Source organism: Chromobacterium sp. LK1, assembly GCF_001043555.1.
In the GTDB taxonomy this organism is placed as follows: domain Bacteria; phylum Pseudomonadota; class Gammaproteobacteria; order Burkholderiales; family Chromobacteriaceae; genus Chromobacterium; species Chromobacterium aquaticum.
The window spans coordinates 41,322-67,395 of sequence record NZ_LDUI01000044.1 but is presented as its reverse complement, the minus strand read 5'-3'; the positions used below and the strand labels follow the sequence as shown (position 1 = coordinate 67,395).

Below are 26,074 nucleotides of genomic sequence, written 5' to 3'. Positions count from 1 at the left end.
GATGGGCGGCGCGCAGATCGACCGCGCCTCGCAGCAGCGCGGCGTCCAGTTCGGCGTGGCAGCGGCTCAATTGCCGGCTCAGCGCGCCCAGCTCAAGCAGATTGCCCGTAGCAGCCGGCAGCGCTTGCAGGCATAGCCGCAGTTGTTCCAGCGGCGCGGCGGCGGTTTCTTCCGGATCAGGCGGAGGAATACAAGAGGGAAAGGTAGGAAAGGTCATCACGGTCTCCATGTCAGTTTGGAAACCTGCCTAGGCGAGGCTAGAGCAGGCACGTGACAAGGGTAGAAGACCGGTCCGCTTAACCAAATACCGGCAGTCCGTTAGGACTCCCTGCCACGGCCTGCTCCGAATGGGCATAGCGTGGCAGCAGGCGCAGCCATGCCAAATTTGGCATGGCCGCGTCTGCGGTTAAACGGTTCTGGGCTTCTACTCCCTGCGCCGCATGATTGGGCACGGCGCGGAACCAAGCCTAAACAGGCTGGAAGGGAGCGTCAAGGACAGCGCGGACTCATTCTGTTCTCCCGCGCACAGAGAGCCAACGTAAGAGGGAATAGCAGGAGGAAAGGCCAAAGGGGGCGGCACGGTCGCCCTATCGGCTTGGAAACCCGCCGAGATGGGGCTAGAGCAGGCACATGGCAAGGTGGCAAGACCGGCTCACTCGACCAAAAGCCGGCAATCCTTTCGGACTCCCTGCCACGGCCCGCTCCGAATGGGCATAGCGTGGCGAGGCCTGAGCTTAGACTTCCTGCACCACACAATTAGGCACCACGCGGAACCAAGCCTAAACAGGCAGGCGGCAAGCATCAAGGGTAGCAAGATCTTCTGTTTAGACTCGCTAACAAAACCCCTGATGCTGCGTTGCGCCGACTTGCCTCAATCGTAAAACAGAGTTTTGTTAGCGGCCCTTGGCGGCGGACGCTACCGCAATCAAAAACGCCCCGGACCGGCAAGCGGCCCAGGGCGTGGTCCCATCTCCCAACCGGCTCACTCCGAGGTGCTGGGGTTCCAGTAAGCCTGGCTGATGAAAGGCTGGGCCACCAGTTTGGCGGCGATCTCCTCCAACTCCTCCCACTCCACCGAGGTGGACAGCAGGGTGGCGGTCATTTCCACCTCGTCGTCGCCGAACGGCTCCACGTCCAAATCCCCCACCGGGTATTTCGACTCTTCCAGCAGATCGCTGAGCAAGGCCATTGCATGCTTCTGGCCGGCGCGGCTGGAAATCACGCACAGCTGGTAAGTGACTTCGCTGGTTTCGTCGTCGATGGGTTTGCGGTTGATCGAGTTCACCACCGGCCGCAGCAAGGTATTGCTGGCCAAGACGAACAAGGTGATCAAGAAGGCCTGCGGAATCTGGCCGGCGCCGGCGCTGGCGCCCACCGCGGCCGAGCCCCACAAGGTGGCGGCGGTGTTCAGCCCGCGCACGTTCAAGCCTTCCTTCATGATGGTGCCGGCGCCGAGGAAGCCGACGCCGGACACCACATAGGACGCCACCCGCGCCGCGCCGCCGGTGCCGTCCAGCTGCAAGGCCATGTCGACGAAGGCCGCCGCGCCCACCGCCACCAGGGTATTGGTGCGCAAGCCGGCGGTACGCTGACGGAACTGGCGCTCATAGCCGATGGCCGAGCCCAGGATGAAAGCCGTCAACAGGCTGAGCAAGGTTTGCAGCAGACCAGACCCGTTGAAGCCCAGAAACTGCAGTAAGGTTTCCACTTGTTATTCCTCCTGCGGTCGATTGAAAACACAGCGCTCCCGGCACGCCGGGAAACAGTCAGGCAGTTTGCCACATCCGCGTGGCCGGGTCGTGTTCGGACCGGTGATTTTTACGCGAGGGAATACACCCACCCCACACCCAGACAACAAAAATTGGCGGCGGCGGATTCCTGCTGACAGTACGCTGTCAGCAGGGGGGCCGCACACTGTGGGCACGGCTCGGAGAACCTGTTTACGATCTCGCGAGCAAGAGCGAGACAAGGCGAAAACGGCTGAGAAAGCGGAATGTACAGTTGGTACATGAGCATTCCGAAGGCGTTTTCAACGCTGTATCGCCACAGCGCAGCAGATCGTAAACAGGTTCTGAGCCGAACAGCTCAATCACCACAGAAAGCCCCCAATGCATACGCCTCTATTTCAGCTTCCCGCCGGACACGGCCTGGAAATCGCCACCTTCGAGCTGCGGGAAGAGGTGTCCGAAGCCGAACTGCAACAAGCCGCTCAACAGATCGACGCCGACTGGCTGCGCCATGAAGCCGGCTATCTGGGCTATGCGCTGCTGCGCGGCGATGGCCGCCGCTTCGCCCATCTCACGCTGGCGGACAGCCCGGAGCGCGCGCGCCAGTTGTGCGCGCAGTGGCCCAGCGCGCCCGCCTGCCGCGATTTTCTCGCCGCCATCGCCGCCGATACCGGGCGCATGGATTTTTACCGCTGCCTATAACCCCCCCACAAGGAGTCAAGCATGTCCCCCGTCCTACACTGGTTTGAAATTCCGGTGCTCCAGTTCGAGCGCGCCGTCGCCTTCTATCAGCAGGTCTTGCAGCTGGAGTTGCACGAGGAGAGCTTCGACAATCATCGCATGGCGCTGTTTCCCCAAGCCGACGGCAGTTGCGGCGGCGCGCTGCTGCATAGCCCGCAAGCCCGCCCCCATGTCGACGGCGTGCGCATCTACCTGGATGGCGGCGCCGATCTCGACGCCACCCTGGAGCGGGTCAAGACCGCCGGCGGCATCGTGGTGCAGCCCAAGACCGCGCTGCCGGAAACCTGGGGCCAGATCGCGCTGTTTTCCGACCTGGACGGCAATCTGATCGGCCTGCACAGCGCGGCATGAGCCGACGCTACTGGATAGGCGTGGCCAGCCGCGACCATGTGCGGCGCGGGCTGGCCGGCGGCTTCGCCCAGCTCTGCCACGGCAAGGCGGCGCCGCTCCGACGGATGGCGGCCGGCGATGGGCTGATTTATTACTCGCCGGTGCTGAGCCTGGAAGGACGCGAGCCCTGCCAGCGCTTCACCGCCGTCGGCCTGGTGGCGGACGCGCGGGTCTATCCGTTCCGGGTCAGCGCCGATTTCGAGCCCTACCGCCGCGATATCGCGTTCTGGCCGGCCGAGGACGCCGCGATCCGGCCGCTGCTCGGCCAGCTGTCCTTCATCGCCGACCCGGCGCGCTGGGGCTACGCCTTCCGCTTCGGCCACCTGGAAATCGGCCGCGCCGATTTCCTGTTGATCGCGCGCGCAATGCAGGCGACACTGCCGCCATCCTTGCTGCGGGAACCCGATTGAATGCGCCGAGCCGACCGACTGGTTCAAATCCTCTTGCTGTTGCGCGGCCGTCGCCGCACCACCGCCCGGCAGTTGGCCGACTGGCTGGAGGTGACGCCGCGCACGGTCTATCGCGACATGGCCGACCTGATGGCCAGCGGCGCGCCGGTCAACGGCGAGGCCGGCGAGGGCTATTGGCTGGAAGCCGGCTTCACGCCGCCGGCGGTGGCGTTTTCCGCGCGCGAGCTGGCGGCGCTGGAGGTGGGCGCGCGCATGCTGGCGGCCTGGGCCGACCGCGACACCGCGGCGGCGGCGCAATCGGCGCTGGGCCGCATCCACGCGGTGCTGGGTTCCTCCGGCCTGCCGCCGGAGCCGCTGTACGCGCCGGCGGCCGGCAATTATCCGCGCGAGCGCTTGGCGCCGCTGCGCGACGCCATTGTCTCCCGCCAGCCGCTATGGGTGGATTACCGCGATGAAAGCGGCCGCGACAGCCAGCGCGCCTTGCTGCCGCTGGCGCTGTTTTTCTGGGGCGACCGCTGGCTGCTGGCCGCCTGGTGCGGGCTGCGCCAGGACTACCGCAGTTTCCGCGTGGACCGGCTGCAAGGCTGGCGCGACACGGATTTGAGCTGCCCGCCCGGCATCAGCCTGGCCGGCTATCTGGGCCATGTCGACAGCGACGGCCAGGCGCTGGCCTGGCTGGAACGACACCAGCGCCAGCCCTGGCACCAGGAATAAGACCCGCGCCGCCGGCTCAAGGCAGCAGGATGATGGAGCCGCTGGTCTTGCGCCCTTCCAGATCGCGGTGCGCCTGCGCCGCCTCGGCCAAGGGGTAGCGGTGCGACGGCGCCACCTTGACCCGGCCGTCCGCCACGCGTTCGAACAAGGCCTGGGCCGAGGCTTCCAGCTCCGCCCGCGTCGCCACGTAATCGGCCAGCTTGGGCCGGGTGAAGAACAGCGAGCCGCGGCTGGTCAGTTCCAAGGGCGCGAACGGCGGCACCGCGCCGGAGGCGTTGCCGAAGCTGACCAGCATGCCGCGCGGGCTCAGGCAGGCCAGCGAGATCTGGAAGGTGTCCTTGCCCACCGAGTCGTACACCACCGGCACGCCCTGGCCGCCGGTGATCTCGCGCACCCGCGCCACCACGTCCTCGCTGCTGTAATTGATCACATGCTGGCAGCCCAGGCCGCGCACGATGTCGGCCTTGGCGTCGGAACCCACGGTGCCAATCACCGTCGCGCCCAGCGCGGTCAGCCACTGCACCGCGATCTGGCCGACGCCGCCGGCGGCGGCGTGCCACAGCACGGTCTGGCCCGGCCGCACCGGATAAGTGCGCTGCACCAGGTACTCCACGGTCATGCCCTGCAACATCATGCAGGCGGCGGATTCGTCGCTGATGCCGTCCGGAATCTTCACCAGCACCGCCGCCGGCAGCAGCCGCTCGGTGCTGTATGCGCCCAGCGGGCCGCCGGCGTAAGCGACGCGGTCGCCGACCGCGAGGCCGCTCACCTCAGGCCCCAGCGCTTCCACCACCCCGGCCGCTTCCTGACCCAGGCCGGACGGCAAGGGCAGCGAGTACAGGCCGCTGCGCTGGTAGGTATCGATGAAGTTGATGCCGATGGCGGTGTGGCGCACTCGCACCTGGCCAGGCCCCGGCGCGCCCAGGGTCTGGCTTTGCAGGCCCAGCACTTCCGGGCCGCCGGTCTGGGAGAAAACGATGGCTTGAGTCATGACTGCGTCCTCGCGGGAGAAATGAGCAGTGTGCGGCAAGCGCCCCGCGCGCAACAAGCCGCTTCGCTGAAAAGACTGTTCCGGATATCAGAACCTGTTCATGCCCGCCGCGCCGGCTCTCAGAACCTGTTTACGATCTCGCAAGCTAAGGTGAGACCAGACGAAAACGAGCGAAAAAACGGAATGTACTCGTGGTACATGAGCACTGAGCTTGGTTTCAACGCCCATTTCTATCCATCCCGCCGACGCGCAGCAGATCGTAAACGGGTTCTCAGGCCAATTGCTGGCGTCCCCAGGCCACCACGTCCGGCAGCATGCGCGGCCAGGCCTCCAGCCGGTGGTCGTCGCCGTTGAACACGGTCTGGCGGCAATCCAGATAGCGGGCGGCGGCCTCGTGCCAGTCCAGCACTTCGTCGCGGCTGCCCAGCAGCAGCCAGTAGCGGCGCGGCGACGGCTGCGCCACGCGCTGCGCCAGCAAGGCCTGCATGTCGGCGTCGCTCAGGGTGTAGACCACGCCGGTGTAGGGATTGGTTTGTTCGCCGATGAAGCGCGCCAGGTCGTCGTAAGGCCGCACCGCCGGATTGATCAGCGCCGCCGGGCGTTGATGGCGCTCGGCCAGGAAGGTGGCGTAATAGCCGCCCAGCGAGCTGCCGATCAGCAAGGTGTCGGCGGGCAGGGATGCCACCAGCGCGGACGCCTGCTCGATCGCCTCGGCCGGATGCGGCGACAGCTGTGGGCAATGCAGCGTCACATCGGGCGCGTGTTGTTGCAGGTAGGCGGCGGTTTCATTCGCCTTCAGCGATTGCGGACCGGAGTTGAAGCCGTGCAGGTAAACGATATGCATGCGGATGGGAACAAAGCGTGAATAAAACGTTCATTCTAAATGGCTGTCGCACCAAGACAAACCCTGGCGGCCGCGCCTGGCAACCGTCCTTTCGACTGACTTGCCAATACATTCGCATGAATGCTACAAAAGCGCGGAAAATATAAAAAAACCGACGATTTATGCCATATGGAGCGGTTTAAATACAACAACAGGAGAACATTATGCTTGCCACCTTGCCGGACAACGCCCTAGTCGCCGACTCCACCACCACCAAGCCCTATTCCGTCGCCAGCCTGATCATGGCTTGCGGCTTTCTGCATCACAGCGCGCAAACCTTTCTCGACGATGTGCGCGCCGACCAGGCGCTGATCCGCTCCGGCTTCTGCCCGCGCCACCATGTGCACGTGGACCGTAACGGCCAGGCCACCGTGGACGGCTTCGTTCACGAGCAGGTGGGGCTGTTGCTACAGCACAACGCTTCGCTGCACTTCGCCTTGCACGAGATGCTGATGCAGTTTGGCCCGGACGCCTGCAACGACACCCTGGCCGGCATCATCGTGCGCGGCCTGCGCGGCGTGCAGGATTGGCAAGCCGCCTGCCAGTGTCTGGCCGAAATGCGCCGCGGCCCGGCCCGCGCCTGAACGCCCGATCTCATCTGGCCCGCTTGGCCAGATCCAGCGCCTTGAGCCTGGCGCCGACATCGCCCTGCGCCGCCGCCTTGGCGTACCAGCGTATCGCCGCCGGCAGGTCCCGTTCCACGCCGTCGCCATGCTCGTACATGCTGGCGATCAAATACTGCGCGCCGACATCGCCCTGCTGCGCGGCTTTTTCGTACCAGAACGCCGCCAGCCGGTAATCCTTGGCCGCGCCGCGGCCAAGAAAATACTGGGTGCCCAGGTCCAGCTCCGCCGGCAGATAACCCTGATCCGCCGCCTGGCGGAACCAGCGCGTCGCCTCGGTCAGCGATTTGTCCACGCCCTGGCCGGTTTCGTACAGCACGCCCAACGCATGCTGGGCCTGCGGCAGCCGCAGTTCCGCGGCGCGGCGCAGCCAGCGCAGGGCCCGCGCCCGGTCCGCCGTCGCGCCCTCCCCGCGCCAGTCCATCATCGCCAGATCGAAGGCCGCCACCCGGTCGCCGGCCTCAGCCGCTTGTTCGAACTGCCGGCGCGCGGCGGCGAAATCCCCGCGTTGGTAGCTGGCCCAGCCCGGCACCTCGGCGGCGGCGGCCAGCGCCCAGCACAGCACGATCCATCTCCCCACCTTGCGCATCTTCGCCTCCTCTGGACGCCGCCCGATTCCCCGCCGCCGCAATGCGCGCGGGCCTTGAGCGGGCTCTTAGAGCCTGTTTACGATCTCGCGAGCTAGGGCGAGACAAGGCGGAAACGAGCGAAAAAGCGGAATGTACTCGTGGTACATGAGCATTTTGAGCTTGTTTTCAACGCCGTATCGCTGACGCGCAGCAGATCGTAAACAGGTTCTTGCAGGATTAGTCGACGCGCGCCGCCGCTTATGTCGCCGGCTCGGGTGCCAGCGCCGGTTCCGCCTCGACTCGCCAGGCCCGGCGCAGCGCGGCCACCGCGGCGGCGAAGGCGGCGGCGGCTTCGTCGATGTCGCCGGCCATATTGAGAAAGCCGTGGATCAGCCCCGCTTGCCGCTCGCAGCGGACCGGCACGCCGGCGGCCGCCAGCTTGGCGGCGTAGGCCTCGCCCTCGTCGCGCAGCGGATCGAAACCCGCTGTTTGAATATAGGCCGGCGGCGCGCCGTCCAGCTCGTCGAACAGCGGCGATACCCGTGGATGGCGCAGCTGGCCGCCGCCGGTATAGTGGCGCACGCACCAGGTCATGGTGGCCCGCTCCAGGTAGAAGCCATCGCCAAAGCGCTGGATGGAGGGAAAGCCGGCGCTATTGTCCACCACCGGATACCACAGCAGTTGCAGGCGCGGCCGCGTCGCGTCTTGGCGCGTGGCCAGCGCGACCACGGCGGCGAGGTTGCCGCCGGCGCTGTCGCCGCCCACCGCCAGCCGCTCCGGGTCCATGCCCCAGGCGGCGCAGTCCGCCGCCAACGCGCGAAAAGCGTGGATGGCGTCCGTCACGCCGGCGGGAAAGGGATGTTCCGGCGCCAGCCGGTAATCCACCGAGATCACCTGGCAGCGCGCGTCGGCGGCCAGCGCGCGGCAAGGCAGGTCATGCGATTCGATCGAGCCGACCACGAAGCCGCCGCCGTGATAGAACACCAGGGTTGGCAGCGGCAATGCCAGCCCCTCGGGCCGGTAGCGGCGCACGCGGATCGCGCCGGCGGCCCCGGTCAGCGTCGCGTCCTCGACCAGCACGCGCTGCGGCGCCCGCTGCGCCAGCAGGCCGCCCTCCCAATCCAGCTCCCGCCGCGCGGCGGCCACGCCGAGACGATGCCAGCCGCGCTTGCGGCCCAGCCATCGCAGCCGCAGCAGCAATTGCAGTTGCGGGTTCAGCGTCAGGCCGTCCAGACGGCGCGGCGAACCGGCCAGCGCCTTGAGCAAGGGCTTGGGCAGGCGCAGCGCGCGGCGCGCCAGCGCCCGTTCCAGCCTTTGCGCCAGCGTCGGCGGCCTCATCGCACCAGCCCGCTGAATTGATAGGCGGCCGGAATGGCCACCGGATACCAGGCGCCGCTGAAGGTGGCGATCACCACGCCGGACAGCAGCGCGCCGGCCGCCATCATCCCGCCGGCCAGCCGGTCGCCGCCGCGCGGCCCCAGCCGCGCTTGCAACAGCCAGCGCAACGCGCAGCCGATATGGGTGAAGTAGGCGACGATGGACAGAAAGTAATAGGGCATGAAGAACAAGAAGTAATGGCCCAGATGCAGGCCGGCGGCGGCGAAATAGAAATTGGTGTCCACCCCTTGCACCCAGCGGCCGTACAGCACCGCGCTGAGGTGGAACAGCAGGAAGAACGCCAGGTACAGGCCGGACCAGGCTTGGGCGTGATCGAAAAAACCCTGCCGCTGGCCGCGCCGCGCCCACACGAAATACAGGCCGGAGCCCGCCTGGAACAGCACACAGGCCAGCAGCAATGTTTCCACCGGCGGGAAGCGGTACAGCAGGCGGTAGCTGCGCATATAGTCGATATGGGCCTGGATGCCGGCCAGCGCGCTCAGGTGGTTGAGCAGGTGGAACAAGATGTAAAGGCTGATCAGACAGGCGGACAGACGGTGTAGCTTGTGCAACATACAATCCCTTCTCGGCGAAAGACATGAGCCGGCCAGCGCAGGCGCAGCGCCGGCCAGTTTCGCAGCTTAATACCGGGGATCAAGCTCACGGTACTGCCTGAAAGCAGGATGGCGTCGCCGCTCATGCCGTGGCCGCTGTCGCCAGCGGATGCTCGGCCCCGGCCTCCACCGCGCGCAGCGCGCGGCGCGCGTAGTAGGCGAAGCCTGCCTGGGAACGCTTGTCCTGCAGGATCCAGTCATGCGCTTCCCGCGCCAGCGCCGGCTCCACTTCGCGAATCTCCCCCGCCGCTTCCGCCAGCAATTGCAGCCGGGCAGCGCGCTCGCACTGGATCGCCATCATGCAGGCTTCTTCCACCGATCGGCAGGCCACCACCAGGCCGTGGTGGGCCAGCAGCGCCGCGCGCTTGTCCCCCAGCACGCCGCTGATGATCTCGCCCTCGCTATTGCCCACCGGCACGCCGGGCCACTGCGGCAGGAAGGCCACGTCTTCGTACAGCATGCAGGCGTCCATGTGGGCGATCTTCAACGGGCGCCCCAGCATGGACAGCGCCGAGACATGAACCGGGTGGGTATGGATGATGCAGCGCACATCCGGCCGCGCCCGGTAGATCCAGCTATGGAAGCGGTTGGCCGGATTGGCCATGCCGTCGCCTTCCAGCACGTCCAGGTCGGCGTTGACCCGCAGCAGGTTGCCGACGGTGGTTTCATCAAAACCCAGGCCCAGCCGCTGGGTATAGTATTCGCCCGGCCGTTCCGCGCGCGCGGTGATCTGGCCGGCCAGGCCGGAATCATGGCCCTGCGCGAACAAGATGCGACAGGTCAGCGCCACTTTTTCGCGCAGCGACCAGTCCGGCGCGCCCAGATGCTGCTGCATCTGCGTCTTCGCCCGTTCGATCAAGCTCTGCTTGTCCATTGCCATGGTATCGGTCATGGCGTCTCCTTTCTTGAAAAGAGCCGGCCGCTTCGCGCGGGGCCGGCCCGAAGGACGCGGAACGCCTCCCGGCACGGGAGGGCCGCGCTCATGCGATGGCGGGCTGGGCGCGCGATGCCTCCTGGTACGCGGCCTCGATGGAGCTGAAGAACTCCAAGCGCGCGTCCACCAGGCGATGCCCCGCCTGCAACATCAGGTCGATCTGCTCCGGCGCCGAGCTGGCGATGTCCAGCATGATGTCGCGTATGGTTTCGGCGTGACCGTCGTCGCATTCCACATGGATGTGGAAGAACTCGATGTCGCGCCGCGCCGCGCCCAGCGCCTCGAAGCCGAGGATGATGTCGCTGTACATCGGCGGCACCAGCCCTTCCGCTCCCAGACACAAGGCGCCCAGCCCAGCGGCCGGGTTCAGGTGGCGGCAATGCTGGAACATGCTGTCGATCAAGCGGCGCGTGCCGGCCAGCGGCTGCGCGCCGTCCAGCGACACCGAGTAGTGCTCCAGCATTTCGCGATAGATCAGATGATGCGGACGCGGGCTGTTCGGCGCCAGGCCCAATTCCTCGAACAGGTTTTCCGCCAGTTCCAGCACTTCCTCGTTGCTGGGCAGATTGGCCATCATCGCGCACAGGTAGCGTGTGAAGTAGGCGCTGTACAAGCCTTGCTGCACCAGGAAGATCTTCAGCTCGTCGAGCGAGACTTCGCCGGCGCGACAGCGCGTCAGGAAGGAATGGGAACGGATGCGTTCGATCAATTGCTCTTTGGTCGATTCCAAGAGCGCCATTTGCATGTCCATGAGTTTGCTCCAACACCAAGATTGAGAAGGCCCTGTCGGACCGGCGATTAATGCGTTGCGGCAATGGCACAGCCTTGCGGCTGGCGGCGGCGAGCCGCCCGGCGCGGGCCGGGTGCCAAGATCGGCACGTTGCCGTACCATAAAGAAGTTAAATGTCAGTAATTGTCAGTAAAAACGACAAACACCGGCCATCTGTCTTTTCCTTCTAAAACTATCGCTACATTGACAAGCGCAAATGAGTTCATATCAACCACGAACCAATTGTCATGAAATTTCAATTTGATAGAACTTTCCATTTGTCATTTTTTGGCGCGCCTGTCAGACTTTTTCCAGCAAGACAAATCACGCGCTTATTACTTATTTGCTGTTAGACCCACAGTTGAAAGTCAGAGAAAGTCAGATGCATCCGCAAGAGCATGTCATCCGCGCTTTGCCCGACCTGCTGTCGGCGGCGACGATTGAGCAGGTCAAACAGCACTGCCAACAGCTGGTCTCCAACATCGGCTTGGATTTCTTCCTGATCGGCATTGAATCCGTGAACGGCGACACGCCCGCGCCCCGGGTGGAAACCAATTACCCGGCGGCCTGGATGGAGCGTTACTCGCGGCTGGAATGGATGGGCCGCGACCCGGTGGTGCGCCATTGCCGGCAGTCGGCGGTGCCGTTGATCTGGCACCGCAACCGCTTTGAGGACGAAACCGCCCAACATCTGTTCGAAGAAGCGTCGGCCTACGGCGTTTCCGCCGGCGTCGCCACCTCTTTGCGCGGCGTCGGCCGCAGCCAGCCGATGATGATGACCGTGGCCTGCGACGCCCGCGCCGACGCGCGCACCGACCAATGGCTGCAAATGCTGACGCCGACGGTGCATTTGTTGTGCACCTACGCTTACGAGGCCATTTGCCGCATCGAAGAGGCCTGCCTGGCCGCGTCGGTCAGCCTGACCCAGCGCGAGCACGAGTGCCTGCGCTGGGCCGCCGCCGGCAAAACCTCTTGGGAAACCTCGCGCATCCTGCGCTGCTCCGAGTCCACGGTGAATTTTCATATCCGCAACATCATCAACAAGTTGAAGGTGTCCAACCGCCGCCAGGCGGTGGCCAGGGCCTTGGCCCAAGGCCTGATCCCCGTCTGACTCACCCGGCCAGCACCGCGCCCGCGGTGGCCGCCGGATGGCTGACCAGGCCTTGCAGCTCCTGGCGCTTGAGCTTGCCGCTGGGCGTGGTGGCGATGTCGGCCACCAGCTCGATGCGGTCCGGCCGCAACGCCTTGGGCCGCAGTTCGCTTTGGGCGCGCTTCATCAAGTCTTCCACCAGGGCCGCGCCGACGTAGCCGCTGGCGGTGGCCACCACGTAAGCGCGCAGCCGGGTCAGCCCTTCGGCGGTGACCACCGGCAGCGCCGCCGCCTTCAGCACCCGCTTGTCGTCCAGCAGGAAGGCTTCCAGCTCCTGCGGGCTGACCCAATAGCCGGCCACCTTGATGCGTTCGCTGTCGCGCGAGACAAAGCTCAGGCCTTCGCCGGCGCGCACGAACAGATCCCGGGTGGGAAAGCTGGCCGGCGCCGCCTCGATGGCGCCGGCTTCGCCGGGACGCAAATAGCCGAGCATCAGACAGCCGCCGGACAGGTCCAGGGTGAAGGCGTCGGATGGCGCGTCGGCGTCCCCGGCGTGCGGCGTTTCCAGGTAGCGGAAGCCCTCTACGCGGCGCAGGCCGGCACCGCCGTCGGCGGTTTCGGACAGATAGGGCGCGAAGGTTTCGGTGGTGCCGATGGAGTCCAGCATCCGCGAGCCGGTCCAGGCTTCCCAACGCTGGCGGATCGCCGGCGGCAGGCGTTCGCCGGCGGAGAAGGACAGCCGCAGCGCGCTGAAGTCGTAAGCGCGTTCCGCCCGCGCCATCAGCAGGTGGTACAGGGTGGGCACCGCCAGGAAGGCGGTGACGGCCTCGGCCTCGATGGCGTCGAGAAAATCGGCGTGGCGCCCCCATTCCGGCAGCAGCACCGCGCAGGCGCCGACGCTGAGCGGCGCGTGCAGGCCTTGCAGGCCGAAAGAGAAGAACGGCCCGGTGCTGGCCAGCACCTTGTCCTCGGCGCACAGCCCCCACATCGGCCGGGTCACGGTGCGCTCGAACTCCCAGAACGAGCGATGGGAGTGCGCGCATAGCTTGGGCCGGCCGGTGGAGCCGGAGGTGGCGAGCACCAGCGCCGGGCTCAGATCAAAGCTGGCCTCGATGTCCCCCACCGCGTGCGTCGCCGCCGGCGCGCTCTTGCGCGCCGCCAGCGTCGCCAGGTCGGTCATCGCCTCGGCGCGCGGCTGGCGCGCGGTGCGGTCGGCCAGGATCAGGTCAGGGTCATAGCTTTGCCACAGGCCTTCGTAATGTTCGGCCGGCAAATCCGGGTGCACCATGAAGGCGAGCCGCTGCGAACGCATCGCCGCCAGCCAGTAGATCACCGTTTCCAGCGTCGCCGAACCCACCAGCGCCACGCGCTGGCCCGGGCGGCGGCCGGCGAGCAGGATGTCCAACTCGCGCGCGGCCGTCAGGCTCAAGGCCTGCAATTGGCGATAACTGAGGACGCGGCGGCCCTCGGCGCCGCGTTCGATCAGGGCGACGCAATCGCCGCGCCCGGCGCGCACATGGCGGTCCACCATCAGGTCGACGCAGCCGGGGCTGGAATCTATAGATGCGTTTTGAACCTCAGACATGTCTTGAACCTCACAAATTTGAAAATGCGGGCCGCCGGCGGCGGCTCGCGCTCAGTTTTCCAGCGCCTCGGCCACCGGCTGCGCCAGGCGGCGGTAGTCCAGCGCCGGCACGCCGCTGCGGAACAAGTCGCGCAGCCGGGTCATCGTCGATAGCGGATTGGGGCGCTGGAACACATTGCGGCCCACGCAGATACCGCCGGTGCCATGGCGGACCACCGCCGCGGCCAGCTCCAGCAGGGCCAGTTCATCGGCCAGCGCGCCGCCGGCGAACAACACCGGGGTGTGCTCCTGGATGCCGTCCACCAATTCCGGGATGGCGTTCAGGTCCTCCGGCGCCGCCACTTTCAACGCGTCCACGCCCAGTTCCACCGCCGCGCGCATGAAGTGGCGCAGATGGCTCAGGTCCTTGCCCGCCAGCGGGCCCTTGTCATACAGCATGTTCAGCACCGGCAGCCCGTAGGCATGGGCCTGATCCACCACCTGACCGATCAATTGCAGGTTGTGGCCGGCGGTGTCGGCGCAGAAATTGGTCTGGATCGACACCGCGTCCGCGCCCAGGCGCACCGCCGCTTCCACGCTGGTGACCATCTGCTTGAGGTCCGGGGTGGCGCCGATATTGAGCGAGCCGTTCAGGTGAATCATCAGGCCGCAGCCGGGCGCGCCGCCCAGCCGCTGGGCAAAACCCTTGTGGGCGACGATGCCGGTCACCACTTCCGGGTCCAGCCAGCGCAGCACTTCCTCCACCCGATTCAGGCCGTCCAGCGGCCCCATGGTCAGGCCATGGTCGATGGGAACGATCAGCGCCTTGCCGGATTGCCGGTCTACAAAGCGGGACCAGCGACGTTTGCGTGCCATTTCAGTCATTCAAGCCTCCTTGTTGCTGTGTGTGTCCAACGGGGGATCAGCCTTCGCTCAGCACCGAACGGATCGGCCGGCGCAGGATTTTTCGGGTGGGAATCGCGCTGGCCAGCGCGGCCAGGATGACCACGCCCGCCAGGGTCAGCGCGTAAACCGGCGCCACCCAGGCCACTTCCACCGGCACCGCGTTGCTGGAGCCGGGCGGGGTCCACATGATCTTGGCCGCGCGCACCGCCCAGGTGACGCCCAACGCGCAGGCGATGCCGACCAGCGCTGCGGCCGCGGCCAGCCAGCTGTTTTCCAGCGCGGTGAGCGTCATCACGAAGCGGCGGGTGAAGCCCAGGCTGCGCAGGGTGGCGAATTCGCGCGCGCGCTGGGCGAAGTTCATGTAACTGGCGTTGAGCAGGCTGGTGAAGCCGACGATGCCGGCGACGATGGCGATGAAGTTGAGGAAGCCGCCCAGCACCGCCTTGACCTGCTGATAGAAGGCCGCGCGGTCGGACCAGCGGAACACGGTGACGTCGAGGCCGGCGGTCTTGAGCTTGGCGGACAGCCGGTCGCGCGCGGCGTCCAGGTCCGCGCCGTCGGCCAGCAGCACGTGGTATTCGCTGATTTCGCGGGTGTTGAGCAGGGCCTGGGCCTCGGCCATCGGCATCACCACCAGGCGGTCGTTGATTTCCTTGATGCCCCAATCCATGATGCCGGTCGGCAGCGCCTGGGTGGCGTTGATGCGCGCGGTGCCACGGGTGGACACGGTCAGTTCCAGCGGCCCTGGCGGGCAGCGCATCGGCCGCGAGGCCGGGGTCTGGCCCGGCTGCGCCGGAGCAAAGCCGACCTTGGGCACTTCGCAGCCCAGAATGGCGGCCAGGCCCTGGCCCAACACCAGCGGATGGGCGCGGGTTTCCTGCCACAGCGGCGTGCCGGCCACCACGTCGTACTCATAGGCCGGGCCCTTGATGCGGCGCACTTCCTGCACGTCCTGGCCGATGCCGGCGAAGATGGTGCTGACGCGGGCGTTGGACACCATGCCCGAAACGCGCAGGATGCGGGCGCGGGCGGCCACGTCCGGATCGGCGGCCAGCACTTTGTCGATGCCGGCTTGCATCGCGGCGCCGATCGGGTTCTGGCCTGCGCCTTCCACCTCGCGCGCCAGCTGCGAGGCCGGCCGCTCTATCACCAGGTGACCACGCGCGCCCCAGCGCATGAAGGCGTTCTGGATCAGCTCCACATTGGACTGCATATAGCCGGCCAGCAGGCACAGCGCCAGGATGGACACCGCCATCACCACCAGGGTGCCAACGGATTTGCGTCCCTGCCGCCGCACATTGCGCAGCGACATGCTCAATAACAATTTGGCGTTCATCTCGCGGCCTCTCTCACATGGTCATCAGCGTATCCAGCGCGAACAGGCTGTCCGGCGGATTGCTGGGCGCCACCTGGCCGTATTGCAGGCGGCTGTAGCGGTCCGGGAAGTTGGCGTTGACGATCTTCATGCTGGACACGAAGGGCTGCTCGCGGCCGTTGACCCTGACCTTGTTGCCGTACTCGAAGGAGGCGCTCTTGAACACCGCGCCGCCGGCGGTCAGAAAATCCGCCTTCACGCCCATCAGGCTGCGCTTGTCCAGGTAGTAGACGATGCTTTCGTAGGTGGCCCCCGGCGTGGCGGCGACGAGCTTGAGCTTGTGGCAGTCCACGCCGTTGACCTGGGCGCTGCCGACATAGGCCGGGGTGTAGTCGCGGGCGTACTGGGTGGCGGCGATGTCGCCGTTGGCGGCCTCGCCCACCAGCCGCTGCTGCGGGCTGATGCTGACCGGCTTGCGCAAGCCGGGCTTGGCGTACCACATCGCCCGCGAGGCGATCAGGATCTTCTCGCCCTGGTAGCGCTTGGGCTCCACCGTGCGCGCCAGCGCCTTGCCGTCGCGCACCGCGATGTCATAGGTGGTGGTGGTGGCGCCGGCCGGGTCTTCGGTGTGTATGCTCAGCGACCATTTGTAGGCGCCCCAGCCGCCGCGGGCCAGATCGGCCTTGCGCAGCCAATCGCGCATGGTCGCCTCGCTGGGCACGTCTTCGGCGTGAGCCAGGCTGACGGTGAGCATGGTGGCCAGCATCAGGCAGGAGGTGGTGGCCAGCAGCCGGGTCAGCGGCACCGATTTGCCCTTGGCCCGCACTTCGCCGCCTATGCGTTTGCGCGCGGTGATGGCCGCGCCCAGCGCGATGCCCAGCGCCGCCACGGCGCTGGCGGCGAGCGCCCAGCCCAGCGGCAGGTCCAGCGCCAGCTTCACCGGTTCGGCGATGCGCGGCAGCTGGGTTTGCAGATTGGCGGAGAGGATGGCGTAAATGGTCATATAGGCGAGTCCCAGGGCCACGCAGGCCGCTATCAGTGTGGTCAGCACGCTTTCCCGCACGAACAGGCCGGCGATCTTGCCGCGGCTGAAGCCCATGGCGCGCAGCATGCCGATTTCGCGAGTGCGGTCGGCCACGTTCATGGCCACCGTGTGCTGGATGGTGGTGAGGGCGATCACGAACACCACGGTGCCGGTGAAGGCGAACACCATGTTGAAGAAGCCCATGAAGCTGACGTAGAGCTGGCCGATCTGCGGGTGATTCCAGGTGGTCACCTCGTAGCGGCCCGGCGCCAGGCTCTCCAGCCGCGCCGCCAACGCATCGCGATAGGCGGCGGCGTTGCCGCGGTCGTCCAGCTGCACCACCACGCGCGATACCGCGTCGGTGTCGTACAGCGATTGCAGCAGGCTGAGCGGCGCTTTCAGGCCCTTGTCCTCGATCGCCTCGATGCCGGTGGAGAATTCGCCGCTCAGCGGCGCTTCCACCGCGTTGAGGCGGTTGGAATAGGAGGCGCCGAACAGTTGCAAGTCGCCGCCCTTGGCCGGCGCGCCCAGCAAGTCCTGCAGCTGGCGGGTCAGCAACAGGCCGTCGCGGCCCAGCGCCGACGGCGGCGCGGCCAGCGGGCTGGCCGCCTGCAGCGCGGCCTCGAAGGCCGGATCGATGCCGCGGCCGAGGAAGACCGCGTTCTCGCCGCCGGCGTTGACCATGCCGACGCCGACCAATTGGTCCGACACGCGGCGGAAGTGCGCCAGCTCCTGCGCCTGCTTATGCAGCATCCGCTGCTCGGCGCGGTCCAGCGAGTACTGCGCCGGCGTCGCGGCCAGTTGCTCCGGCCCGTCCTTGCGGTAGATCTGCACATGCGCATTGGCGTCGCGATAGATCACCACCGAGGCCAGCGAGCCTTCGACGAAGCGGATGTAGCCGAGAAACAGCAGCACGGCCAGCAGGCCGACGCCCACCGCCACCACCGTGGCCAGCGTGCGGCGCCGGTCGCGGTACAGATTGCGAAATGCCATTCCCCACATCACATCACCTCGTAACGGTCGGTTTGCGGAACAAGGCCGTCGCGCGGCGCGGCCGCTTGCTGCTCTCGGGTCACCGACAGCTTGCCGTCGCGCAGTTCCACGATGCGGCGGACGTGCTGCAGCAGCCGGTCGTCATGGGTGGAGAACACGAAGGTCACACCCTGCTCGGCGTTCAATTGCTTCATCAACTCCACCAGCGCGATGGCGTTGGCGGTGTCCAGGCTGGCGGTGGGTTCGTCCGCCAGGATCAGCTGCGGGCGCGTCACCAGCGCGCGCGCCACCGCCACCCGCTGACGCTGGCCGCCGGAAAGCTGGTCCGGGCGGAAGCTGGCGAAGCGCTCCAGGCCCACCGCGCGCAGCGCCTCGGCGACGCGCTGACGCGCTTCCTGCCGCGACAACGCGTGCAGATGCAGCGGCAGCGCCACGTTTTCTTCCGCGGTCAGCACCGGGATCAGGTTGAAGTTCTGGAAAATCATGCCGAAGGTGCGGCTGCGCAGTTGGTCCAGCGCCGGCTCGCCCAGGGCGTTGACCGCCTTGCCCATCACCCTCACCTCCCCGTCTGAGGGCGAGTCCAGGCAGCCGATCAGGTTGAGCATGGTGGTCTTGCCGCTGCCGCTGGGGCCGGTGATGGCGACGAAGTCGCCGGGCTGGACATGGAAGTCGACGCCATCGAGCGCCACCACCTCGACATCGCCAAGCTGGTAGCGCTTGGTGACCGATGCAAATTCAACTAGGTACACGGCAATCCTCCGATAAGGTCTTGATCAGGTTTAGAAATGGATTTCCAGCGCCAGGTAGGCGTTGCGCGGCAACGCCCTGGTCTGCTTCAAATCGTCCGTCACCCGGCTGCGGGACACGCCCAGGTAAACGGTGGCGGCGTCGCCGGGGCTGAAGGACAGTTCGACGAAGGCGTCGGAACTGGGCCGGTCCAGCCCCTGTTGCCAGCGCGCGGTCAGCCCCCAGCGCCGATCGCCGAACAGCTTGGGCCAGGTGGTTTGCAGCAGCGCGTAACGCTGCTGCGCGAACGGATGCAGCGGCCGGTTGTGCGAGGGCTTGCTGCCGCTGGACGGCGCGGCGGCCCGCAGCGGATTGGCCCACTCCTCCGGCGTCATCGCGTAGCCGTTGTAAATCAGCTCCAGGCCGATCTCGGCGCCGGAGGCCAGGCCGTAGCGCAGGCCCAGCGTGCCGTCCCAACGCCAGCGCGCGTCGTCCTGGGCCAGCCACGGCCCGGTCGCGTCGCGGCGCGCGTAACCGCGCGAGGCGGCGAACTCGCCGCTCAGGGTCCAGGCATCGTCCAGGCCGTACTGCGCATAGCCGCCGACATACGGCTGGAAGCCGCCGCCGCCGGCGAGCACCGCGCCCGCGGTGGCCGCCGGCTGATCGGTCCAGTTCCATTCGCCGCGCGCCAGCATGAACAGGCCGTCGCTGGCGCGAACGCCCGGCACCGGGTCCAGATTGGGATTGGCCGCCAACAGATTGAGCCGGCCACGCTCGGATAGCGGCAGGCTGGCGAAGGCCATCGGCTTGCCGGCGATTTCACGCCGCGGCGTCACCGCGCCGTTGTCCGGAAACAACCGGTTGGTGGGGCTGTACAGCATCGACGGCCCCCAACCCATCAGCCGCTTGCCGGCGCCGATCTCGCCACGACCCACCGGCACGATGGCGTAGCCCTCCATCAGCGGTTCCGGCAACTGCGACGGCAGCGCGTCCGGCTTGGATTCATCGCCCAGCCAGAAGCGCGGCTTCAGCACCGCGCGGCTGCCGTCGCAGGCGCCGCCCTCGCATTTCAGGCGCAAGTCCAGCCTCAGCTCGGCGCCGTCGCGCCGGCTGGTCCCGCCGCCCAGCGCCGGATACAGCCGGCCGCTCTCGTGGATCAGCTGCAACAGCGCGTCATGCTCCAGCCGCAGGCCGCCGGCCGCCTCGACGGCGTCGTCGGCCCGGCTCGCGCCGGCGCTCAACGCCAGCAGCGCGCCGCTCAGGACGGCCGCAATTCGGTAACGGGAACGGCTGCGCATGCATGACTCGCGGTAGCGGTGGTGGAAGCCTGCAGTTGCGCGTTGTAGCGCTCGCGCAGACGGCGTTTCAGGGTTTTGCCGGTGGCGCCGATGGGGAAGTCCTCCCACGGCAGGATCCACAGATGGGCCAGTTGCTGCTCCGGCTCCAGCTGGCGGTTCAGCTCCCGCAGCAGGGCGTCCGCCGCCACCGGCGCGGCGCCCTCGCACAGGGCCACCACCGCCGCCGGCCGTTCCGGCGCGTCCGGCTCCGGCCGCACGCCGAACACCGAGACGTCCAGCACGCCCTCGCGCTTGAGCAGCACCTCTTCCAGCGGCAGGGTGTACACCGCCCCGCTCGAGGTGTGGATCACGTCCACCTCGCGGTCCAGGTGGATCATTTCGCCGTCGGCGGCCTCGCGCACCACGTCGCCGGTGAACCACCAGCCATCGCGGGAAGCCGCGTACAGCACGTCATGCGCGTTCCAGTAGCCGCCGAACATGCTCTTGCCCTTGATCATCAGCAGGCCGGGACGGCCCTTGACCACCGGATGGCCCTGGCTGTCCGCCACCTTGATCAGCGGTCCGAGCGGAGTCTTGCGCCCGACGCGGCGGTCGAAACGACGGGTCCACGGCGTGGCGATGCGCAGCAAGGCGGCGATGCCCACCTCGCTGGAGCCCAGGCCGTCGATGAACAGCGAGCCGCTGACCGGCAGGCCCAGGCGCCGGAAGAAGGAGCCCTTGGGCAGGAAGGCGCGCTGCTGTACTTCGTGGCTGGCGTCGGCGGTGGTGCCCCAGACCCGCACGCTGTCCAGCGGCCGCGCCGCCGCGCCGGCGGCCAGCAGCCGGGTATAGGTGATGGGGAAGCCGAAGAACACCGTGGGACGGCGCTGCTCCAACTGGCGCAGCAGGCCCGACGCGCTCAAATCGCCGTTGATGATGCAGCGCACCCCCATCAGCAGCGAGCCGTGCAGATAAAGCTGGGACACCTGATGGTTGAGCGGCAGCGCGAAGCTGGCCAGGTCGCGCGGCGACACCAGGTTGAACAGCACGATGGAGCGCAGCGACTGAGCCACGCCCTCACTCTTGAGAATCACGCCCTTGGGCACGCCGGTGGTGCCGGAGGTATGCACGATGTAGAGCGGATCGGCCGGGCCGCGCTCCAGCCGCGGCGCCGCGCGCAGATCCTGGCGCAGCAGCGCCGTCAGTCCATGGGTGCGCTCGCCGGCCAGCAAGGCCGGGCTGTCCGCCAGCACTATCTGGCGCAGACAGTCCGGCGCGAACGGCCGCAGCCGCGCCCAGTTGACGCCATCGCTCAGCAGCAGGCTGGCGCCGACGCGCTCGAAATAGCGGCCGGCGACATCCGGCGCCACATTGGCGTTCATCGGCACCGCGATCGCGCCCAGGCGGATGGCGGCGGCGGAGAACAGGAAGTAATCGAAATCGTTGGCCTTGTAGATGGCCACCCGGTCGCCCGGCACCACGCCCAGGCTGTGCCAGCAAGCGGCCAGCGCATTGACAACCTCCAGCAGTTGGCCGGCGTTCCAGACGCGGCGTTCATGCCAGCTCAACGGCTGCGCCAGTTCGATCAGCTCGCGCGCGCCGTGGCGGCGCGCGGCGGCCTCCAGCACGGTGTCGATGCGATCGTCCCAGCGCGCCAGCAGCGCCAGCCGGCCGGGAAAGCCCAGATGGATGAAGGCGAAGATCAGATAGCCGAGCGCGGCGAGCGCGATGGCGGCGAATAAATAGCTCATGGCGGCGTCCGTCCTGGTTCAGGGGGTCTCGAGTTCGTCCAGCAAACGCTGCAGCTCGCTCAGCAAGGGGCCGACGAACTGCTGGCGAACGGCGCTGAAGGCGGCGCGGCGATACACCACGTCCAGCTGCATCCGGCCGTTGACGGTGGGGGTGTAAAGAATGAAGTCGTACGGCGGCACCAGGCAGCCGAAACCGATGAATTGCCGGGTGCGGTGCCGCTCCGAACCGAAACTGGAGAAGTCCTCCTCGATGCGGCCCGGATTGGAATAGCAGGCGTTGGTGCCCTGGCAGCCGTCGATCAGCGCGCGGGCGACGCCGTGCAGCGGCCTGCGGCGCAGCGCCAGCAACAGCGATTCCAGCCGGCCCAGTTCGGTGCTCAGTTGCCGGTCGCTGCGCGCCGCGCCTATGGCCTGGTGCACCGAGCGGATCAGTCCGCGCGCGCCCAGTCCCAGGCGGACGCGGATCTTGCTCGGCACCAGGTAGTTGCGGAAGCTGCGGTCGTAGCGCGGGTCTATCAGCCGGCGCAGGCTGACCGCGCACGTGATGCGCAACATGCCGTCGCCGCGTTCGCTGGCTCGCTCCAGGTGCCGCGCCAGCCCCGCGCACAGCAGGGTATTGACGGTGACGCCGGTGGCGCGCGCCACGCGGATCAGTCGCTCGGCCAGGGCCTCCGGCAGCACGCTGTGGAAAAAATCCAGCTCGCCGATGCGCGGATGAGCGGAGCGCCCTTCCCAGCGCGAGCCGCTCAGCGGCACGCGCAGGCCGATGTCGCGCTGCACCAGGTCGGCCGCCACGCTGCGGAAACCGCGCAGCCAGCGCAGGGTCCGCGTCAGCGGCCGATACCAGTCCGGCCGGATTTCGGCCAGGGTGTCGAAGGGCAGCGGCTCCGACGACGGCGGCGTGGCCGCCGCGCCGCTCAGATGGGCGTAATGGTCGATGATCAGGCGGAACAGCAAGCTGTCGCTGCGCGCGTCCGCCACGCCGTGATGGGTGCACAGATAGACGCAGCTGCTGGCGCCGTCGGCGGCGGTGATCAGCAATAGCTGCACCGGAGCGCGCTCGCGCCAGTCCAGCCGATTATCGTGGCTGAAGTCCATCAGCAGACGGCGAAACTCGGTATCGCCGAAATCGCAGGCGCCGGCGTGTTCGCGATGGCGCACCAGGCTGCGCGCGCCGCTGAAGGCGTCGGACTGAAGGCCGGGGCGGCCCGGCAACGGCCGGGCGCGCAGCAGCGGCACTCCGGCCAGCGCCAGGCGCGCGCTTTGCTCCAGCATGGCGGCGTCCAGCCGGCCATCGACGATGATGATCTGGTTGGTGTTGACGTTGGCCAGTTCGCCCAGGTGGACGAACGCTTCCGACAAGGCGTCGAGCGGCCGGACCTCCGCGACGTTCGAGCGGACGGGCAGCGTGGCGGTCTGAGAGGTCACGGCAGCCTCCTCAGTTGGCTTCGGCCGCGACGGCCTGCTCGGCCGCAGCGTCGTCGGCATACCAGGCGCACAGCATGCGCAGCTCGTCCAGCGACAAGGGCGCCGGCGTTTGCGCGCGGTTGGCGGCGACATCCAGCCGGCTGCGGTCGAACTGCCATTCCTGGTTGGCGAACGGACGGTTGGGCTCCACCGCGCGGTCGAATTTCTGGTCCAGCGCCGAAGCCGGCGCGCCCAGCGCGGCGCGCACGCCGGCCACTTCGCCCCACATCCTCACGATGTCCTCCATGCGCTCGGAACGGCCGCCGGCGCAATGGAACACTTCAAAGTCGCGGCCTTGCTGCTGACGCAGCGTCAGCGCGCAGGCATCCGCCACCAGTTGGTCGATGGAGACCAGGTCCGGACGGCTGTCGGCGGCCAGATCCACCGCCAATTCCTTGTGGCCCGCCTGAGCGATGGCCACCATGGCGTTGAGGAACATGTAGAAGCCGAAACCGTTGCGGAAGGCCCAGCCGGTGTGGCGATGGCCGACCACCACGCTGGGGCGGAACAGGGTCACCGGCAGGCCGTGGCGCTGGTACAGCAGGTGCAGCGCCTGCTCCGCGCTCCACTTGGTCACCTGGTAGGTGTTGGCCATGTGGCTGCGCGCATGCAGCTCTTCCTTGACCAGGCCGCCGGCCATGCCGGCCACGTAGGCGGTGGATACATAGTAGAAGCGCCGACAGGCCGGCGCGTGGCGCTGCACCGCCTCGTACAGCCGGGTGCTGTTGCCGACGTTGGTGGCGAAGGACTGCGACAGCTTGTGGGACGAGTAGCTCATCTCCGCCGCCACATGCCACACCTCGGTGACGCCGGCCAGCGCGGCGCCGTCCAGCGTTTCTTCCAGCTGGGCGAAATCGACGTTGAACACGTCCAGATGGCTTTCCAGCGCGCCGCGGATGTCCAGGCCGCAGCCCTTGGCCGCTGCCACCACCGCGTTGATGGTGCGCATGCCGTCGGGGTCGTTGCGCGACAGGGCCAGCACGCGGGCGCCGCGCGCCAGGAAATTGGCCGCCAGGGCGCCGCCGACAAAGCCGGTGGCGCCGGAAATCAGGATCTGATGCACTTGATGCTCCTCATTGCGCGATGAGCCGTCGAAGCGCCCCCGCGGGGGCGCTTCCGCGGCGGATCAGAGTTCGATGATGTGTTCGTCCACCTTCACGCCCACGTGGCGGCCCGGCTCGGTGCCGAAGCCCAGCACGCGATCGCCCGGCTTCAGCTCGGTGACGTTGCGCGGCTTGGCCTCGTCGGAGAACACGCGCACGTGCCAGTCGTCCTGCATGATGATGTTGACCTTGCGGTTTTGCGGGAAAGTGGCCTCGATCAGCAGCAGCGGGCGGATTTCGGTCTTGGTGCGGCCGACGAAGATCTGGCGGGTTTCGCCGCGGGCGTTCACCGTGGTCAGCGTGCTGCCGGCGCGCAGCTCGCTGATATAGCTGGTGCGGTCATTGGCCTGGAACACATAGCTGTGCACCGAGGCGGCATTGATGCGGAACGGACGCAGTTCCATGTAAGGCAGGTGGAAGACTTCGGGACAGCACAGGATGCCGCCGGTGGAAGTGGAGCCCACCAGAATGCCTTCGTCCGGGTTGAACATATGCGTGGTGTCGATGCAGGCGCGGTAGCCCAGGCCCAGGTGAGTGATGCGCTCGATCACGCCAACCTGGATATCGATGCGCGGCGTGGCCTGCGCATCCATCTTGTGGGCGAAGCGGTCGAACTGCTCCATGTCGGTAAAGGCCACCAGCACGCCGTCGCTGCCCAGTTCCAGCACGCCCAGCGCGATCACCGCGTCGTCCACGTCCTGGTTCACTTCCTTGAGCAGCACGGTATTGGTCTTGTGCAGCTCGGCGATCACCAGTTCCAGCGGGATATTGGTGGGATCCTTGAAGGACACCATCAGGAAATCGTAGTGCATGCCGTCGTGGAAGGAGGCGTGCAAGGACGCCGCGTTATCGACGTGGGCGCGCCAGCTGGTGCGGAAACCGGCGGCGCGGGCGGCGGCCAGCAAAGAGGGCTGGCTGCTGGAAATCACCGACACCTGGATCAGTTCCTTGCCGGCGGTCGGCGCGATCTGCGTCGACAACTCGGCCCACTGCTCGGCCGATTCGATGTGCAGCACGCGCTGCAGCCGCGGCGACACCGCCTGGCTCAGCATTTTCAGGTTGTCGGCGTAGAGCACGATGCCGTTGTAACGGCCCTGGCCCAAACGCTGGATGATGGCGCGGCGGCCCTCTTCGCTCAGCGCCGCCAGCACCTTGGAGTCGTACCACAGCACGTTGCCATCGTTGCTGCGCATCTCGGTGGTGAACGGGGACAGCGCGGCGTTGCTCGGCGGCACCGGTTCGCGTGGCGTCGTGGGATTGCGTTGCTCCGCCTGCTTGTCGTTGGCCGCGGTCTTGTCGGCCGCTGCGGTTTTTTCCGCGCTCGCGGACGGACGTTTGCTCAAGGTTTGTTCCATGGTGGTTCCAGGTGGTTTAGCAACAGCGGTTGCGAGAAAAAGAGACAAACAAGGCCCGGTTCACTGCCAGGCCCGGATGACGACGGGCGGCGCCGACGGCATCGAAAACACGGACGGGGCCACCGCGCGGCGGTTGGCCGCGGTCAGCGGCACCGACAACACCAGCGCCTCGTCCACGCCAAAACGGGTTGGCGCCGACAGGGCCTGCGCCCGGATGTCGAGCTGGGCGAGCAAGCGCTGCACCGTCGGGGTGGTGACCATCACATAACGGTGGATCTCGCGTTCCCTAGCGAAACCGACCAGTTGATGCAGCGCGGCGCGGATATGCTCCAGCCGCTGCGCGTGGTAACGACAGGAGCCATCCAGGTTCAGCGCGAAACGGGAGATTTCCCAGGCGTGGGCGTCGGCCGGAATCGGCTGGCCGGCCAGCAGCGACGGAAACACGTCGCGCAGCATGTTCGGTCCCAGCGTCGGCAGCAGCCGCATACAGCCCTGCACGCCGCCATCGCGGCTTTTCATCAGCAGATAGTGCGGATCGAGCTCGTCGTAGCCGTCCCGCTCCATGCCGTTTTCCACTCGCACATCCCAACCCATGCGTTCGTGGAAAAACCGGGCGCGCAGCCGCAGCATGTTTTCAAGGTCGGCCACCGGCAGCAGCTCACGCCGGACAATCTGCACATTCAAAGCGGAACCATTCATTCGACACATCGCCTTCCACATCGCAGGACAGGCCACGCCGGACTTCACGCCGCGGGCGCCGA

The 26,074-nt window shown here is 67.2% G+C and carries 26 protein-coding genes; 6 read left to right on the top strand and 20 right to left on the bottom strand.

The genetic code is table 11. The annotated features are described in order from the left end of the window. Both VI26_RS19100 and VI26_RS19095 read right to left on the bottom strand, forming a co-directional pair. Positions 1-217 (bottom strand): hypothetical protein (locus tag VI26_RS19100; RefSeq protein ID WP_048411338.1); only part of this gene is annotated, 217 nt, incomplete at its 3' end. A gap of 765 nt (positions 218-982) precedes the next feature. Further along, positions 983-1,708, bottom strand: a complete 726-nt coding sequence (locus VI26_RS19095; protein WP_197081538.1) for an MgtC/SapB family protein — start codon at positions 1,706-1,708, stop codon at positions 983-985. Positions 1,709-2,108: 400 nt separating this feature from the next. Here VI26_RS19095 and VI26_RS19085 point away from each other — a divergent pair, with 400 nt between their 5' ends. The 4 genes from VI26_RS19085 to VI26_RS19070 are packed head-to-tail and all read left to right on the top strand — an operon-like array spanning position 2,109 to position 3,982. Next, positions 2,109-2,429, top strand: coding sequence for a hypothetical protein (locus VI26_RS19085; protein WP_048411336.1), 321 nt, complete (start codon positions 2,109-2,111; stop codon positions 2,427-2,429). Positions 2,430-2,450: 21 nt separating this feature from the next. Beyond that, the gene (locus VI26_RS19080) at positions 2,451-2,819 is read left to right on the top strand and encodes a VOC family protein (protein WP_048411335.1); all 369 of its coding nucleotides are present in this window, start codon (positions 2,451-2,453) and stop codon (positions 2,817-2,819) included. Continuing rightward, on the top strand, positions 2,816-3,268 hold the full coding sequence (locus VI26_RS19075) for an EVE domain-containing protein (protein ID WP_048411334.1): 453 nt from the start codon (positions 2,816-2,818) through the stop codon (positions 3,266-3,268). The genes VI26_RS19080 and VI26_RS19075 overlap by 4 nt, the downstream gene beginning before the upstream one ends. Then, positions 3,269-3,982, top strand: coding sequence for a YafY family protein (locus VI26_RS19070; RefSeq protein ID WP_048411333.1), 714 nt, complete (start codon positions 3,269-3,271; stop codon positions 3,980-3,982). Between the two features lie 16 nt (positions 3,983-3,998). On the opposite strand, the gene VI26_RS19065 is transcribed toward VI26_RS19070, so the two are convergent. Together VI26_RS19065 and VI26_RS19060 are read right to left on the bottom strand one after the other, a co-directional pair. After that, a complete protein-coding gene (locus VI26_RS19065; protein ID WP_048411332.1) occupies positions 3,999-4,973 on the bottom strand; it encodes a quinone oxidoreductase in 975 nt (324 codons plus the stop codon). A 271-nt stretch (positions 4,974-5,244) separates the two neighbouring features. After that, positions 5,245-5,817 carry a YqiA/YcfP family alpha/beta fold hydrolase gene (locus VI26_RS19060; RefSeq protein ID WP_048411331.1) on the bottom strand — a complete coding sequence of 191 codons (573 nt, stop codon included), beginning with the start codon at positions 5,815-5,817 and terminating at the stop codon, positions 5,245-5,247. A 203-nt stretch (positions 5,818-6,020) separates the two neighbouring features. On the opposite strand from VI26_RS19060, the gene VI26_RS19055 reads away from it, so the two are divergent. Next, a complete protein-coding gene (locus VI26_RS19055; RefSeq protein WP_048411330.1) occupies positions 6,021-6,440 on the top strand; it encodes a hypothetical protein in 420 nt (139 codons plus the stop codon). A gap of 10 nt (positions 6,441-6,450) precedes the next feature. On the opposite strand, the gene VI26_RS19050 is transcribed toward VI26_RS19055, so the two are convergent. The 5 genes from VI26_RS19050 to VI26_RS19030 form a co-directional block, all read right to left on the bottom strand. Continuing rightward, on the bottom strand, positions 6,451-7,068 hold the full coding sequence (locus VI26_RS19050) for a tetratricopeptide repeat protein (RefSeq protein WP_048411329.1): 618 nt from the start codon (positions 7,066-7,068) through the stop codon (positions 6,451-6,453). A gap of 238 nt (positions 7,069-7,306) precedes the next feature. Continuing rightward, positions 7,307-8,386, bottom strand: coding sequence for an alpha/beta hydrolase (locus VI26_RS24885; RefSeq protein WP_053074528.1), 1,080 nt, complete (start codon positions 8,384-8,386; stop codon positions 7,307-7,309). After that, positions 8,383-9,000: a hypothetical protein gene (locus VI26_RS24880; RefSeq protein WP_048411328.1), complete on the bottom strand. Its 618-nt coding sequence runs from the start codon at positions 8,998-9,000 to the stop codon at positions 8,383-8,385. The genes VI26_RS24885 and VI26_RS24880 overlap by 4 nt, the downstream gene beginning before the upstream one ends. Positions 9,001-9,121: 121 nt before the next feature. After that, a complete protein-coding gene (locus VI26_RS19035; RefSeq protein WP_048411327.1) occupies positions 9,122-9,931 on the bottom strand; it encodes an aldolase in 810 nt (269 codons plus the stop codon). A gap of 88 nt (positions 9,932-10,019) precedes the next feature. Beyond that, positions 10,020-10,724, bottom strand: a complete 705-nt coding sequence (locus VI26_RS19030) for a TenA family transcriptional regulator (RefSeq protein WP_048411326.1) — start codon at positions 10,722-10,724, stop codon at positions 10,020-10,022. A 400-nt stretch (positions 10,725-11,124) separates the two neighbouring features. On the opposite strand from VI26_RS19030, the gene VI26_RS24715 reads away from it, so the two are divergent. Continuing rightward, complete coding sequence (locus tag VI26_RS24715) at positions 11,125-11,853, top strand: autoinducer binding domain-containing protein (RefSeq protein ID WP_048411325.1); 729 nt, start codon at positions 11,125-11,127, stop codon at positions 11,851-11,853. A gap of 1 nt (position 11,854) precedes the next feature. Here VI26_RS24715 and VI26_RS19020 read toward each other — a convergent pair whose 3' ends face one another. The 11 genes from VI26_RS19020 to VI26_RS18970 form a co-directional block, all read right to left on the bottom strand. Beyond that, the gene (locus tag VI26_RS19020; protein WP_197081537.1) at positions 11,855-13,417 is read right to left on the bottom strand and encodes a class I adenylate-forming enzyme family protein; all 1,563 of its coding nucleotides are present in this window, start codon (positions 13,415-13,417) and stop codon (positions 11,855-11,857) included. Between the two features lie 51 nt (positions 13,418-13,468). Next, entirely contained in the window at positions 13,469-14,281 is an 813-nt protein-coding gene (locus VI26_RS19015) for a class I fructose-bisphosphate aldolase (RefSeq protein WP_048411324.1), read from the bottom strand. Positions 14,282-14,318: 37 nt separating this feature from the next. Beyond that, positions 14,319-15,638, bottom strand: a complete 1,320-nt coding sequence (locus VI26_RS19010; RefSeq protein ID WP_048411323.1) for an ABC transporter permease — start codon at positions 15,636-15,638, stop codon at positions 14,319-14,321. 13 nt (positions 15,639-15,651) lie between these two features. Next, on the bottom strand, positions 15,652-17,634 hold the full coding sequence (locus VI26_RS19005) for an outer membrane lipoprotein-sorting protein (RefSeq protein ID WP_053074525.1): 1,983 nt from the start codon (positions 17,632-17,634) through the stop codon (positions 15,652-15,654). An 8-nt stretch (positions 17,635-17,642) separates the two neighbouring features. Continuing rightward, positions 17,643-18,383 (bottom strand): ABC transporter ATP-binding protein, encoded by a 741-nt coding sequence (locus VI26_RS19000; RefSeq protein ID WP_053074524.1) that lies wholly within the window; start codon positions 18,381-18,383, stop codon positions 17,643-17,645. A gap of 30 nt (positions 18,384-18,413) precedes the next feature. Beyond that, positions 18,414-19,658, bottom strand: coding sequence for a hypothetical protein (locus VI26_RS18995; protein ID WP_048411320.1), 1,245 nt, complete (start codon positions 19,656-19,658; stop codon positions 18,414-18,416). Continuing rightward, positions 19,619-21,388, bottom strand: a complete 1,770-nt coding sequence (locus VI26_RS18990) for a class I adenylate-forming enzyme family protein (RefSeq protein WP_053074523.1) — start codon at positions 21,386-21,388, stop codon at positions 19,619-19,621. The genes VI26_RS18995 and VI26_RS18990 overlap by 40 nt, the downstream gene beginning before the upstream one ends. Before the next feature lie 18 nt (positions 21,389-21,406). Next, positions 21,407-22,816, bottom strand: coding sequence for a hypothetical protein (locus VI26_RS18985; protein WP_048411319.1), 1,410 nt, complete (start codon positions 22,814-22,816; stop codon positions 21,407-21,409). Between the two features lie 10 nt (positions 22,817-22,826). Next, positions 22,827-23,918: an SDR family oxidoreductase gene (locus VI26_RS18980; RefSeq protein ID WP_053074522.1), complete on the bottom strand. Its 1,092-nt coding sequence runs from the start codon at positions 23,916-23,918 to the stop codon at positions 22,827-22,829. A 63-nt stretch (positions 23,919-23,981) separates the two neighbouring features. Next, positions 23,982-25,313 (bottom strand): 3-dehydroquinate synthase II, encoded by a 1,332-nt coding sequence (locus VI26_RS18975; RefSeq protein WP_197081536.1) that lies wholly within the window; start codon positions 25,311-25,313, stop codon positions 23,982-23,984. Positions 25,314-25,373: 60 nt separating this feature from the next. After that, positions 25,374-26,012, bottom strand: coding sequence for an acyl-homoserine-lactone synthase (locus VI26_RS18970; RefSeq protein ID WP_053074521.1), 639 nt, complete (start codon positions 26,010-26,012; stop codon positions 25,374-25,376). Between the last annotated feature and the right edge of the window lie 62 nt (positions 26,013-26,074).

Coding starts and splice junctions, on each gene's coding strand:
- VI26_RS19085 (WP_048411336.1), top strand. CDS start 2,109: ATGCATACGCCTCTATTTCAGCTTCCCGCCGGACACGGCCTGGAAATC.
- VI26_RS19080 (WP_048411335.1), top strand. CDS start 2,451: ATGTCCCCCGTCCTACACTGGTTTGAAATTCCGGTGCTCCAGTTCGAG.
- VI26_RS19075 (WP_048411334.1), top strand. CDS start 2,816: ATGAGCCGACGCTACTGGATAGGCGTGGCCAGCCGCGACCATGTGCGG.
- VI26_RS19070 (WP_048411333.1), top strand. CDS start 3,269: ATGCGCCGAGCCGACCGACTGGTTCAAATCCTCTTGCTGTTGCGCGGC.
- VI26_RS19065 (WP_048411332.1), bottom strand. CDS start 4,973: ATGACTCAAGCCATCGTTTTCTCCCAGACCGGCGGCCCGGAAGTGCTG.
- VI26_RS19060 (WP_048411331.1), bottom strand. CDS start 5,817: ATGCATATCGTTTACCTGCACGGCTTCAACTCCGGTCCGCAATCGCTG.
- VI26_RS19055 (WP_048411330.1), top strand. CDS start 6,021: ATGCTTGCCACCTTGCCGGACAACGCCCTAGTCGCCGACTCCACCACC.
- VI26_RS19050 (WP_048411329.1), bottom strand. CDS start 7,068: ATGCGCAAGGTGGGGAGATGGATCGTGCTGTGCTGGGCGCTGGCCGCC.
- VI26_RS24885 (WP_053074528.1), bottom strand. CDS start 8,386: ATGAGGCCGCCGACGCTGGCGCAAAGGCTGGAACGGGCGCTGGCGCGC.
- VI26_RS24880 (WP_048411328.1), bottom strand. CDS start 9,000: ATGTTGCACAAGCTACACCGTCTGTCCGCCTGTCTGATCAGCCTTTAC.
- VI26_RS19035 (WP_048411327.1), bottom strand. CDS start 9,931: ATGACCGATACCATGGCAATGGACAAGCAGAGCTTGATCGAACGGGCG.
- VI26_RS19030 (WP_048411326.1), bottom strand. CDS start 10,724: ATGGACATGCAAATGGCGCTCTTGGAATCGACCAAAGAGCAATTGATC.
- VI26_RS24715 (WP_048411325.1), top strand. CDS start 11,125: ATGCATCCGCAAGAGCATGTCATCCGCGCTTTGCCCGACCTGCTGTCG.
- VI26_RS19020 (WP_197081537.1), bottom strand. CDS start 13,417: ATGTCTGAGGTTCAAAACGCATCTATAGATTCCAGCCCCGGCTGCGTC.
- VI26_RS19015 (WP_048411324.1), bottom strand. CDS start 14,281: ATGACTGAAATGGCACGCAAACGTCGCTGGTCCCGCTTTGTAGACCGG.
- VI26_RS19010 (WP_048411323.1), bottom strand. CDS start 15,638: ATGAACGCCAAATTGTTATTGAGCATGTCGCTGCGCAATGTGCGGCGG.
- VI26_RS19005 (WP_053074525.1), bottom strand. CDS start 17,634: ATGGCATTTCGCAATCTGTACCGCGACCGGCGCCGCACGCTGGCCACG.
- VI26_RS18995 (WP_048411320.1), bottom strand. CDS start 19,658: ATGCGCAGCCGTTCCCGTTACCGAATTGCGGCCGTCCTGAGCGGCGCG.
- VI26_RS18990 (WP_053074523.1), bottom strand. CDS start 21,388: ATGAGCTATTTATTCGCCGCCATCGCGCTCGCCGCGCTCGGCTATCTG.
- VI26_RS18975 (WP_197081536.1), bottom strand. CDS start 25,313: ATGGAACAAACCTTGAGCAAACGTCCGTCCGCGAGCGCGGAAAAAACC.
- VI26_RS18970 (WP_053074521.1), bottom strand. CDS start 26,012: ATGAATGGTTCCGCTTTGAATGTGCAGATTGTCCGGCGTGAGCTGCTG.